Source organism: Trinickia sp., from assembly GCF_051961175.1.
Taxonomy (GTDB): Bacteria; Pseudomonadota; Gammaproteobacteria; order Burkholderiales; family Burkholderiaceae; genus Trinickia.
Genome location: NZ_JBQCDN010000090.1, coordinates 1 through 11775 on the forward strand (window position 1 = coordinate 1; position 11775 = coordinate 11775).

Here is an 11775-nt window from a genome sequence, read left to right on the forward strand (position 1 = left end):
GACACCATCGACTGCATCGCGGTGGCAAGCGGCAGCCCTTCATAGAGATAGGTCAGCACGCAAGCGAGGCCGAGTCCGAACGAAACCGGCACGCCCAGTACGAGAAACACCAGAAAACTGGCGACAAGAATCAGGAGTTCCATTTGAATCACGTCCGCTTAGCCGCGAAGAGCGCCAGCAAGCGCTCGATTGAGAAAAGGATGGTGCAGGCGCTGGCGACAAAGGGAATCGCGTAGCGTACGGCTTCCGGCAAGCCGAGAATCGGGATGTGATCGTCGAATGTTGTCATCGCCATTTCCTTCGTGCCGAAGCACACGGCGATCGAAAACGCGACGAGGCAAAGCTGCTGCAACGCCTCGAGTGCGAGCCGCCAACGGGGCGGCAAGGCCTTCGCGAGCGAATCCAAGCCGATATGCCCGCCGTCGCGTACTTTGAGCGCCGCGCCCATGAACGCGACCACGAGCACCATCAGCAAGCCGATCGGCTCGACATAATCGGGGGCGTTGTCGAACAGGTAGCGCATCACGACGCTGTACATGACGAGCACGCACAGCACGGCCAGGCAAATCGATGCGAACACGGTGATCAAGAGGGCGACGATGCCGCTCGGACGCTTGATGAAGTTCATCGGTCAATCTCTTGGACAAAATGCAATGCAGGTTGCAAGCAGCAAGGCACGACGGCCCCGAAGGCCCACCGGCGTACGCACACCGCGCGCGAGCGGGCGGGCCTCAAGGATCGTCTCGATGCTCGGGGCGCTTCGCCGTTACTTGGTCGACACGATCTCGTCGACGATCTGCTTCATCGCCGGCGTCTTTTCGTACTTTGACCACACCGGCTGCATCGCCTTCACGAATGCCGTGCGATCGATTTGCGCCGGCGGAACGATCGTCACGCCGTCTTTTTTCACCGTCTGCACGCCGTCATCCACTTTCGCCACCCACAGCTTCTGGTAGTACGGCACCGAATCCGCCGCCGCCTTGCGGACAGCCTGCTGTTCCTGCGGCGTCAGCGTGTCCCAGATCTTCTTCGAGAAAACGACGACTTCAGGCGTCATCGAGTGCTGCGTTTCCGAATACACGGGTGCGACTTCGTAATGCTTCGTTTCGACGTACGAGGGAATGTTGTTCTCGGCCGCGTCGACGAGGCCGGTCTTCAGGCCCGTGTAGACCTCGGAGAACGGCATCGGGGTGGGCGTGCCGCCCATCGCCTTGATCTCGTCGACCATCAGATCGGAGGGCTGCACGCGTACTTTCACGCCCTTCATATCAGCCGGCGAATGAATCGCCTTCTTGGCGTAGACCGAACGCGCGCCGCTCTCGTAGAACGTGAGCGCGATCATGCCTTTGGCCGCGAACGCGTCGAGAATCTTCTGCCCGACCGGCCCGTACATGACCTTCCGGAAGTGGTCGATATCGCGGAACAGGAACAGCAGCGACGGGATCATCGATTCGGGCACGATGTCGTTGAAGGCGGCCGCGTTCGCGCGAACCATGTCGATCGCACCGACGCGCACCTGATCGATCGTGTCGTTCTCCGAACCGAGCGCGCTGTTCGCGAACACTTTCAGACTGTCCTTGCCGCCTGTTTGCTTCGAGATCTCGTCGCCCATGAACTTCAGGGCCATCGTGGTCGGGAACGTGTCGCTGTGCACATCGGCCGCCCGGAATACGCGGGCTTGCGCCGTGCCGGCCGCGAACGCGAAGCACGAGGCGGCCAGCGTCAAAGCGAGCGTCGACAGGGTGAAGGGACGTTTCATCTTGTGATCTCCTCGAGAATATGGATCGTCTGATGCGAGCGCGGGAGACGGGGAAGCGACTTCTGTTCCGGCAAAGCGAGCCCGCACAGCGATTGACATCTTTGTTTCAGTAGACAATGTTGTCTGACAATGACAAAGATTGTATTTACATGTCACCCGCTTGCGGCTTAGGAGATACCCGAGGAAAGGGGTGCGCTCGCACCGCCGCTTCCCGGGTGTCGCGCGAGCGGATCCGATCAGGTCACCGCAGATCAGAACTGGTGATTGAGACCGATTGTCGCGGCGAACTGGCTGCGCGAGGACGACGCCGACTGCTCGCCGACGTTGGCCGTGGCATTGACCGCTCTGCCGCTCGTGCTCAGCGTTTGGCCGCTGGCCCGCTGGTACGCTTCGAGGACGTAGATGCGCGTACGCTTGGACAGGTTATAGAGCTGAGTCAGGTTGAACTGCTGATAGCTCGCGGCGTCACGAATCCCGTTGGCCGTCGTCGCACGCGTGTAGCTGTAGCCGGCTGCGAGATCCCACGCGGACACGGGACGGAAGTGCAGCACGGCGCCGCCCGTGTTGAAGATCGCCTTGTCCGTGAAACCGGAAGCGATGCCGGGCAGATACTGGACGTTCGAATACGTCGCCGAGACATCCCATTGCGGGCTGAACTTGTAGCCGCCTGTCACCGCGAAGCGCTGCTGAGCGGCCGCATTTTGATAGCCGTTCGTGATGCTCGATACGCCCTGCTCGCCCGTGCCCGAGTACGCCGTCGAACTGGCGCTCCAAGCGCCGCCGCCATTCGTGGCATTGTTAAAGCGGGCAAACCCCACTGCAATGCCGGCCGGTCCCATCAGGTATTGCGCCGCCACGCTCCACGTCGAACCCGCGTTGAAGCTGCCCGCGACGCCGCCAAGCGCATACATGCCGCTCACCTTGAACCCGCCGAACGACGGCGAGGTATAGACGAGCCCATTGTTCACGCGATAGTCGGTATCGAGGGCATCCACGTCGCCCGGATGTGCGCCGAAGGCGCCGGTCAGCCAGGTGGTCGGGCTATACGGAGAAAGCATCGTGTAATACGGCGTGTACTGGCGGCCCGCCGTGAACGTACCGAACTTCGCGTTATCGAGGCCGACCCACGAAGCGCGATTGAATGCGAGACCGGTCTTGCCCATCGCACCGGTGTCGGCGTTGAATCCTTCCTCGAGCTTGAAGATAGCCTTCGTGCCGCCGCCCAGATCTTCACTGCCGGTCAAGCCGAAGCGCTCGCCGCCCCATACCCCTTCCAGCATCTTCACCACCGACTTGCCGCCGGTCGTCGCACCCGTGGAGGGCGCCTGATTGCTCAAATAGCCGATGCCGGTATCGATGATGCCGTAAAGCGTCACGCTGCTTTGCGCCAAGACACTGCCGCTCGCGAGGATCGCCGCCGCACCGGCAAGCGTCATCGTGGCTTGTTTATAGTGCTTCATTACATCTCCTGGTCTTTGTTCGATTTATCGCGGCCCGCCATGCCATGCCGCTACACACTGCCTGGCTACCCTTGCATCCCAGGCATCCAGTTACTGCCCTCCTTGCCACCGATCGATCGAAGGCGCCTGCCCGTTCCTCGCGCGTTGTTAGTACTACTAACTAAATAGTAGGGTGAACCGCGCCGTCGGATTGCGTGCGCCTGCCTCCTGCAGACGCACACGCCCGAGCCGTCTCGATACACGCGTGGCTGCCCGGCGCCTCCTTACGCCGGCCGGCCGCGCGGATGTTCCAAACGTTAGTGGATCTCCGGTTCGCCCCCGCTCGTGCTTGCGCCGTCTGCGCCGTCTGCGCCGTCACGCTGCAGGAAGTCGAAGTCGCAGCCCTTGTCGGCCTGCATCACGTGGATCTGATGCATGGCGCCATAGCCACGGGTGAAACGGGGGGCGGGGGGCACCCAGGCCGCCTTGCGGCGCGCCAATTCTTCGTCGCCGATCAGCACGTTCAGCTTGCGTTGCGGCACGTCGAGCTCGATCAAATCGCCGTCCTTCACGAGCGCCAATGGGCCGCCAATGAACGATTCGGGCGCCACGTGCAACACGCATGCGCCGTAGCTCGTGCCGCTCATCCGTGCATCGGAAATGCGCAGCATGTCACGCACGCCCTTTTGCAGCAGCTTCTTCGGGATGGGCAGTTGCCCCCACTCGGGCATGCCCGGCGCACCGACGGGCCCCGCATGCTGGAGCACGATCACGCACTGCTCGTCGATGTCGAGCGCATCGTCGTCGATACGCGCCGCCATGTCGTTGTAATCCTTGAATACGACAGCCCGGCCCGTATGCACATGCAGCTTCGGATCGGCCGCGCCGGGCTTGATTACGGCGCCGTCGGGCGCGAGGTTGCCGCGCAGCACCGCAAGGCCCGTATCCGGCATCAAAGGCACATTGCGCCGGCGAATGACGTCATCGTTGAAGATTTCCGCGTCCGCGATGTTCTCGCCGAGCGTCTTGCCGTTGACCGTGCGCTGCGTCCCGTCGATCAGTTCGCCCAGTTCCTTGAGCATCGCCCGCAAGCCGCCCGCGTAATAGAAATCCTCCATGAGGTACTGGCCCGTCGGACGGATATTGGCGAGTACCGGCGTGCGGCGAGAGAGGTCGTCGTAGTGGCCGAGCGTCAGCGGGATGCCCGCGCGGCGCGCGAGCGCGATCATGTGCACGATCGCGTTGGTCGAACCCGACAACGCAAGACACGTCGTCACGGCGTTGTCGATCGACTGCTGCGTGATGAGGTCCGACGGCTTCAGGTCTTCCCACACCATGTCGACGATACGCATGCCGGTTTTCGCGGCCATCTGCGCGTGGCGCGAATCGGCGGCCGGAATCGAAGCGAACCCTGGCAGCGTGAAGCCCAACGCTTCGGCGGCGCTCGTCATCGTCGACGCGGTGCCCATCGTCATGCAATGCCCAGGCGAGCGGGCAATCCCGCCTTCGACACCCTTCCAGTCCTCTTCCGTGATGTTGCCGGCGCGCAAGTCGGCCCAGTATTTCCACGTATCGGAGCCGGAGCCGAGCGTCCGCCCATTCCAATTGCCGTTGAGCATCGGGCCGGCCGGCAGGAAGATCGCGGGCAAATCCATCGAGATCGCACCCATCAGCAGCGCGGGCGTAGTCTTGTCGCAGCCGCCCATCAACACGACACCGTCCGCCGGATAGGAGCGCAGCGTTTCTTCGACTTCCATGGCGAGGAAGTTGCGGTAAAGCATCGTCGTCGGCTTTTGGAACGGCTCGGAGAGCGTTTGCACGGGCAGCTCGATCGGGAAGCCACCAGCCTGCCAGATACCCCGCTTCACCTCTTCCACGCGCACCTTGAAGTGCGTGTGGCACGGGTTGATCTCGCTCCAGGTATTGAGGATCACGATCACCGGCTTGCCCGCGTACTCCTCGCGGCTATAGCCCATCTGCGAGCTGCGCGAGCGATGACCGAACGAGCGCAGATCGTTCACGCCGTACCAGCGATGGCTGCGCAGTTCCTCGGGCTTCTTTCTGTTCGTGCTCACTTGGTACGACTCCGCAATACTGAATTTAAGCGCCGGCCTGCGCACGCAAGCCTTGCTCGAACGCGAGCAACGCCTGGGCCGCCTTGCGGACGGCATCGTGATGAACCTTCGGCGTCTCGCTGAGCAGCGGCATGATCGTACCCATGTCGGCGACCCCGGAGAACGTGACGGCGTCATGCAGGACGCGAATCAGCGAAATATCGTCGCGCAGCGTCTCGAGCGGCATGAAGGCGTCGTACAACCGCTTCATTTCAGCTTCGCGCGACTCGCGGATGGCGTGCATCAGCGAAGAAACGGCGCGCGAGGCGATGCAGCCCGACCCGGTCGTCCACGCGGCGAGGCCAAAGTCGCGCAAATGGATGACGGCCGGCCGTTCGCCCATGCCCGAGACGACACGTGCCGGGTTCACGCTTTCCAGCAAGCGACGCAAGTACGGATCGTTCGACGGATCGTCGCGCTCGATCGCGTACTTCACCGCGGACAGCGTGCCGCGATCGACGAGGCGCGCCAACGTATCGACATCGACATATCGCTCGCTCTTCACGTACAGCGTCAGCGGGATACCCGCGGTATCGGCGATGCGCGTGAGGCCCGCTTCGACGCCGGCGGGCGTCGCGAAATTGGCGAACGGCAACACCATCGCCGTCCGATACGACGTCTGCGCCAGAATGCGCGCCTGGTCGAGCATCTTGCCGTAGTCGGGGCCGATCGAAGGAATGACGCGCGTGGTCGGGGCGGCGCTATCGGCGAACATGTCGAGCAAGTCGCGATATTCGCTGACGGCGACGTGATAGAAGTTCGCGTTGCCGCCGTAAAGCAGCGTGGTCACGCCGCCGGCTTCGATATGGCGAATCAGCTTTTGGTTTTCGGCGACATCGACAGACAAATCGGCACGGCGCGCGAGCGGCGGCACCGCCATCACGGACGAGGCGAATTCGCTCTCGACAAGTGGGGACACGTTCCTGGGGCCTCGAGACGAGTGTTTTGATAACTGATCGGCCGGACGGTATCACCGGAAAAACCATCTTGTCAAACAACATTTCCAGATTGTAACGACTTCGTTACGACGCCCGATCCCGTTACTCGTTGAAGATCGCGCGTTTCATGCCCGGCTGCGACCGTTGCGCCCCGTCGCTCCGCGGCCTTGAATCCCCGCCTCAAACTCCCGCCAAACCCTTGCCACACGGATATTTCGAGACCTTCTCCCCTCACCTCGCTAATTGACCGACGCCATCCCTATCGGCGTGCATCGGCCAGCAAACCGACCGGGCCGACCCTGAAGCGAACCCTTCTTATCGTTTACGAGGTTTGACAACTTTTGATTTGCATAACGAAAATCCGGCCCTGGATCACCACTGCAACGATCGGACGTCGACCGGCCGTGCCGGCGGCTCGAGCTCAACCCAGGAGACAGTGACATGGCAGAGAAGAAGACCACCGCCCATCGGGCGGCCAATGCATCGCGCGTACATTCCCCCGGCCGGCGTACCTTCATGGCGTTTGCAGGCGCCGCGGCGGGCGCGACGGTCCTGTCCGGCTTGCCCGGGTGCGGCGGGGGGAGCGACGGCGGCAGTGCCGGCACGGGCAGCAGCGGATCGACGACGGTCACCGCAGCCGATCCGATCTGGGGCCCCTCCGGCTCGGCCACTCAGATCATCGCTTCACTGCAGAAGGTCACGCAGTCGATGTTCCCTTCCGTCGACTTCAACGTCACGAGCTTCGGCGCACAGCCCATCACGTCACAGGTGATCGCCGCATCGGCATGGAGCCCCGCCATTCCCTGGCTGAACCAGAGCACATCGCCCACGAGCCCCGGTTCGGAGTTGATGGTGTCCTCGAGCCTGAGCGGTACCGCGTTCGATTCGTGCTCCGCGTTCAACAACGCGATCGTCGCGGCGAATGCGGCCGGCGGTGGCCGCGTTGTCGTTCCTGCCGGCAACTGGTACTGCGGCGGCCCGATCGTGCTGCTCAGCAACGTCAACTTCCATCTGAGCGAAGCCTGCACGATCTACTTCAGCCCGAACCCGGCCGACTACGCAAAAAGCGGCCCGTTCACGACCGCGAACGGCAATCTGTACCATACGCGATGGCAAGCCAACGACTGCCTGAACTTCGGCTCGCCGGTCTACGCGTTCCAGCAGACCAACATCGCGCTGACCGGCGAAGGCACGAGCTCGATCCTGAACGGGCAGGCCATGACGCCGATTCAGGCGAACGGCACGACGCCGACTTCGTGCTGGTGGACGTTCAAAGGAACGACGGGCGCCTATGGCTGCGCGGGGTCGTCGACGCCGTCGCAGGCGTTTTCGAATTCCAGTAACACGGCTTTGACGAGCCTCTCCGGCATCACCGCGTCCAATGCCGCGACCCTCCTACCGCTGTTGACGGCATCTTCCTGGTCGCAGGATCAGAACTACCTGCCCGCCCTGTCGGAACTGGGCGTGGCGATCACCTCGCGCGTGTTCGGCAACGGCCATTACCTGCGCCCGTGCATGGTCGAATTCATCGGCTGCACGAACGTGCTGATGCAGGGCTATCACACACAGAACACGCCGTTCTGGCAGCACCATCCCACCGATTGCACCAACGTCGTGATCCAAGGCGTGTTCGCCGACAGCATCGGCCCGAACAACGACGGCTTCGATCCCGATGCCTGCAATAACGTGCTCGCCGATTCCGTGACGTTCAATACGGGCGACGACTGCATCGCGATCAAATCGGGCAAGGCACTCGATACGCAATACGGCCCGGCCCAGAACCACGTGATTCAGAACTGCACGATGAACAGCGGCCACGGCGGCCTGACGCTCGGCAGCGAGATGAGCGCGGGCGTCGAGAATATCTACGCCCGCAACCTGAGCATGCTCAACGAGAATTGGGCGACCAACCCGCTGCAGATCGCGATTCGCATCAAGAGCAACATGAACCGCGGCGGCTTCGTGCAGAACGTCTATATCAACGGCGTCACGTTGCCCAACGGTATTTCGCTGACAGGCAAGGGCTATGGCTCCAGCAATATGATCGCGGGTAGTCCAATCAACACGTCCGTCCCGCTGGGTGTCGCGACGCCGAGCGCGGGCAACCCCTCCGCCTCGCAAGGCGGCCTGATCACGTTCGATTGCGACTATTCGCCGAACGGCGACGCCGTGCGCCTGAGCCCGCCGTCCATACGCAATATCAACATCAGCAACGTAACGGCGAGCAATGTGACATCGGGCAGCAGCAACGGCTCGTGCTTCCAGGCAATCGTCGCACAGGGGCCGGTTGCGGCCGATTACAACGGACCCGCGCCGACACCGACCGTATCGCCGATCACTGGCGTAACGATCTCGAACTGCAACCTCGGCACGCCGGTTTCCAACGGCACCGCGAGTGCAACGACCCCGGGGCCGACCTATGTATGGAACGTCAATGCGATCACGTTGAGCAACGTCGTCATCGGCGGCACGACTTACAACACGACGTTGACGAGTTGAAGCGCTGGGGCGCTAGCCGACGGCCGGACTCACGCCCCAATGGCCCCCGGGCGGAACATCCTGCAGGCACGCAAAGCGCTCCGGCCCGGTCATTTCACGTTGAACGTGTAGTGCCCCTGGGTGCGGTGGCCATCGACGGCCACCGCCACCCACGACACCGTATAAATGCCCGGTTTGAGCGCTTCGAGCGCGACCGACATGTGCTTTTTGTCGTGCGCATCGACGCTCGACTTACCGCTCGTGACGTCCTTGCCCGCCGCATCGGCCACCTTGAGCGAACTGAACGCGCGCTCCAATGCGTCGTCGAACTCGATCGATACTTCGTGCGTATCGGCACCGACGGTCGCGCCCGCACCCGGTACCTGATGTTTGGGATAGGCGTGAGCACTGGCCCATTGAGCGAACGAGAGCAACAGCGCGGCGGCGCAGGCGCGTGCGCCAAACGGAGTGAGCGACGTTTTTTTCATCGGAGAAGTCCCAGGTCAAAACCGCGGTTTGCCGAGCAGGCCAGGGAAAGGATTATGGTCGAGGCCGCTTAGCCGGTGCAAGGCGGCCGCGGCAATCCGCCGAATCGCGACGCCTGTAACGGGCATAGACAGCAGCATGCACCCGGAGCGTGGGCGGCACGGCGTACAATCGCGCCGCTCCGACTCGATTGCTCGCCCATGGATCTCGAAAGCATTCTCTTCCGACAAGGTTTCGGCTCGCGCCGCCAATGCCGCTCGCTGATCGCCGAGGGGCGGGTGATCGTCGCCGGAAGCCCATGCACGGACGCCGATGCCGATTTCTCCGTCGACGATTTCACGTTCGACGTGGACGGCACGCTCTGGCGCTACCGCGAGCACGCCTATTTGATGCTGAACAAACCGGCAGGCTATGAGTGCTCGCGCGAACCGCAACATCACTTAAGCGTATTTGGCTTGCTGCCGCCGCAACTGGCGATGCGGGGCGTCCAATGTGTCGGTCGGCTCGACGAAGATACGACGGGGCTGCTGCTGCTCTCGGACGACGGCCAATTCGTGCACGCCTACACCTCGCCAAAGCGCAAGGTGCCGAAGACCTACCTGGCGACAACGCGTCACACGCTCGACGAGCGCCAACTGCAAGCCCTGCGCGACGGGGTCCTGCTGCATGGCGAAAAAGCGCCGATCGCAGCGGCGGCCGTCCGCATGCGCGACGAGAAGCAACTCGAAATCACCGTCAACGAAGGCAAGTACCATCAGGTCAAGCGCATGATCGCGGCGGCGGGCAACCGGTGCGAGGCGTTGCACCGCGAGCGCATCGGTGGTCTCGCGCTCCCGGAATCGCTCGCACCCGGCGCCTGGCAATGGCTCGACGACGAAGCCTTACAGGCATTAGGCGCCTAGGGCTGAACGACGCGCCCGCGCGCCCGCCCGCAATGTGGGCCAGTGCACGGAAATAGTCGAATGATCGCCCGATATCGGGTACGCCCCCATGGGGCACACGCCTGGCCCTCCCTATACTGCTTTCATCAAACGAAACGAGATCGCCGCCCAGTGCGCGAGCCGATCCGTCAGGCGGTGTTGGGAGGGAGGTGTACCGTGGTCATCAACAGCACATTCGAGATTTCGTACGTGACGCTCGCATTCGCGGCGCTCGGCGCGATCGTCATCGGCTCGTTGCTCACGGTGATGCACGTGAAGCGCCGGTACCATCCGAATCTCATTGGCGCCTTAATCGGCGCCCTGCTTTGCTTTCTGCTGCTCGAAGCGCTTCCGGCGCTGCTTTGACAGCAACCCGCCGAGACTCAGTTCGAGCCAAGGCCGCGCAGGAATGCATCGACCGTCGGGTAGCGCAGGACCACCCGCAGTTCGCGCTTGAGCCGCGCGTTCGACAACCGCCGCGATTCGCGCATGAACGATAGCGTGGCCGGATCGAGGCTGCGCTCCGCCGCCTCGCGCGTGAGGCGCGGGACGTGCGGCAGCCCGAACGCATCGGCGACACAATCGAAATACGCCCCCATCTTCAGCACGGTATCGTCCGATGCGTGCACCACCCGTCCGATGCGTCCGCGCACCGCCGCACGCAGCATGATGGCGGCGAGGTCGTCGGCGTGAATATGGTTCGTGTAGACGTCGTCCCGTTCGATCAGTGCGGGCTTGCCTTGGCCGATACGTGCGAGCGGCAGCCGCTCCCGCGCGTAAATACCCGGTATGCGCACGATGCTGGCTGCCATCGCACCCCGCACGTTCGCTTGCCTCAGCAGCCGCTCGGCGGCCACCCGGCGTTTCGCGCGCGCATTGGCCGGCCGCACGGGCCGCGTTTCGTCGATGAGCGCACCGGCGCAATCGCCATAGACGCCCGTCGTGCTCGCGTACACCATCCGCACGCGTACCGCCCCCCCTGCCGCCGAAGATGCCTCGGGTACAATAGCGCTTTTGGGCTGGGCGTATGCGCCGGGCGCGAATCGGCGGGCGTTCCGCGGGCCACGAGCGGCTTGGCGGCCTCGGTGCAAACGCCCTTGCGCGGGTGCGGCAGGACGCGCCGCACGATGTTGATGGGCGCTGAGCGCCGCGATCAGCGCGCGCGTGCGGGGGTCGCCTTCGCCCTGAGCGGGCGGCGGCGCCAGATGCAAGACCGTGCGCGCGAGTCCCGCCAATCGTCGCAGGCTGCGCGGCGCATCGAGATCGCCGACGATCGGTGTCAAGCCTTCGCCGCGCAATTGCGCGGCACGCGTCGCGCGCGTCGTCAGTGCAAAGACGCGCGGGCGAGCGGCGCGGGCAAGTAACTGCTGCGCGCAACGCAGTCCGACGTCGCCGCATCCGACGATCAACACGCGGGGCCGGCGCAAGATTCGTGTGGCTCTCATGTGCGCGCATTGTAGCGGCCCCGGCCCGTGCGCGCTTTGACCAGGCATTTTTTCGTTTTTCGTTTGATCGAGCTATGGCATATAACGTGACCCTCCGGCAAAGCGGCCGGCAGTTTCAAGTAGAACCCGACGAACCCGTGCTCGTCGCCGCGCTGCGCCAGGGTATCGGCGTCCCGTACGGTTGCAAGAACGGCGC

Annotated in this window: 11 protein-coding genes; 4 read left to right on the forward strand and 7 right to left on the reverse strand. The window is 63.4% G+C overall.

The annotated features are described in order from the left end of the window. Nucleotides 1-148: 148 nt before the first annotated feature. From ACTHL0_RS04705 to ACTHL0_RS04725, 5 genes are all read right to left on the reverse strand, one after another. A complete protein-coding gene (locus tag ACTHL0_RS04705; protein WP_440565431.1) occupies nucleotides 149-628 on the reverse strand; it encodes a TRAP transporter small permease in 480 nt (159 codons plus the stop codon). A 138-nt stretch (nucleotides 629-766) separates the two neighbouring features. Continuing rightward, nucleotides 767-1759, reverse strand: coding sequence for a TRAP transporter substrate-binding protein (locus ACTHL0_RS04710; protein WP_440565432.1), 993 nt, complete (start codon nucleotides 1757-1759; stop codon nucleotides 767-769). Between the two features lie 251 nt (nucleotides 1760-2010). Next, nucleotides 2011-3219 (reverse strand): porin, encoded by a 1209-nt coding sequence (locus ACTHL0_RS04715; RefSeq protein ID WP_440565433.1) that lies wholly within the window; start codon nucleotides 3217-3219, stop codon nucleotides 2011-2013. Nucleotides 3220-3515: 296 nt separating this feature from the next. Continuing rightward, entirely contained in the window at nucleotides 3516-5273 is a 1758-nt protein-coding gene (araD, locus tag ACTHL0_RS04720; protein ID WP_440565434.1) for an L-arabinonate dehydratase, read from the reverse strand. Between the two features lie 25 nt (nucleotides 5274-5298). After that, nucleotides 5299-6192, reverse strand: coding sequence for a dihydrodipicolinate synthase family protein (locus ACTHL0_RS04725; protein ID WP_440565440.1), 894 nt, complete (start codon nucleotides 6190-6192; stop codon nucleotides 5299-5301). A 499-nt stretch (nucleotides 6193-6691) separates the two neighbouring features. Between ACTHL0_RS04725 and ACTHL0_RS04730 the strand changes: the two genes are divergently transcribed. Then, nucleotides 6692-8749 (forward strand): glycoside hydrolase family 28 protein, encoded by a 2058-nt coding sequence (locus ACTHL0_RS04730; RefSeq protein ID WP_440565435.1) that lies wholly within the window; start codon nucleotides 6692-6694, stop codon nucleotides 8747-8749. 89 nt (nucleotides 8750-8838) lie between these two features. Here ACTHL0_RS04730 and ACTHL0_RS04735 read toward each other — a convergent pair whose 3' ends face one another. Beyond that, nucleotides 8839-9216 (reverse strand): copper resistance CopC family protein, encoded by a 378-nt coding sequence (locus ACTHL0_RS04735; protein WP_440565436.1) that lies wholly within the window; start codon nucleotides 9214-9216, stop codon nucleotides 8839-8841. Between the two features lie 198 nt (nucleotides 9217-9414). On the opposite strand from ACTHL0_RS04735, the gene ACTHL0_RS04740 reads away from it, so the two are divergent. Together ACTHL0_RS04740 and ACTHL0_RS04745 are read left to right on the forward strand one after the other, a co-directional pair. Further along, complete coding sequence (locus ACTHL0_RS04740; protein ID WP_440565437.1) at nucleotides 9415-10116, forward strand: pseudouridine synthase; 702 nt, start codon at nucleotides 9415-9417, stop codon at nucleotides 10114-10116. Nucleotides 10117-10311: 195 nt separating this feature from the next. Further along, entirely contained in the window at nucleotides 10312-10500 is a 189-nt protein-coding gene (locus ACTHL0_RS04745; protein WP_440565438.1) for a hypothetical protein, read from the forward strand. 17 nt (nucleotides 10501-10517) lie between these two features. Here the strand turns inward: ACTHL0_RS04745 and ACTHL0_RS04750 are convergent, their stop codons facing one another. After that, on the reverse strand, nucleotides 10518-11579 hold the full coding sequence (locus tag ACTHL0_RS04750; RefSeq protein WP_440565439.1) for an NAD-dependent epimerase/dehydratase family protein: 1062 nt from the start codon (nucleotides 11577-11579) through the stop codon (nucleotides 10518-10520). A gap of 74 nt (nucleotides 11580-11653) precedes the next feature. On the opposite strand from ACTHL0_RS04750, the gene ACTHL0_RS04755 reads away from it, so the two are divergent. After that, a partial coding sequence (locus tag ACTHL0_RS04755; protein ID WP_440565441.1) for a 2Fe-2S iron-sulfur cluster-binding protein occupies nucleotides 11654-11775 on the forward strand: 122 nt, incomplete at its 3' end.

Excerpts from the sequence above, each read along its gene's own strand:
- ACTHL0_RS04705 (WP_440565431.1), bottom strand. The coding sequence starts at position 628 with ATGAACTTCATCAAGCGTCCGAGCGGCATCGTCGCCCTCTTGATCACC.
- ACTHL0_RS04710 (WP_440565432.1), bottom strand. The coding sequence starts at position 1,759 with ATGAAACGTCCCTTCACCCTGTCGACGCTCGCTTTGACGCTGGCCGCC.
- ACTHL0_RS04715 (WP_440565433.1), bottom strand. The coding sequence starts at position 3,219 with ATGAAGCACTATAAACAAGCCACGATGACGCTTGCCGGTGCGGCGGCG.
- ACTHL0_RS04725 (WP_440565440.1), bottom strand. The coding sequence starts at position 6,192 with ATGGCGGTGCCGCCGCTCGCGCGCCGTGCCGATTTGTCTGTCGATGTC.
- ACTHL0_RS04730 (WP_440565435.1), top strand. The coding sequence starts at position 6,692 with ATGGCAGAGAAGAAGACCACCGCCCATCGGGCGGCCAATGCATCGCGC.
- ACTHL0_RS04735 (WP_440565436.1), bottom strand. The coding sequence starts at position 9,216 with ATGAAAAAAACGTCGCTCACTCCGTTTGGCGCACGCGCCTGCGCCGCC.
- ACTHL0_RS04740 (WP_440565437.1), top strand. The coding sequence starts at position 9,415 with ATGGATCTCGAAAGCATTCTCTTCCGACAAGGTTTCGGCTCGCGCCGC.
- ACTHL0_RS04750 (WP_440565439.1), bottom strand. The coding sequence starts at position 11,579 with ATGAGAGCCACACGAATCTTGCGCCGGCCCCGCGTGTTGATCGTCGGA.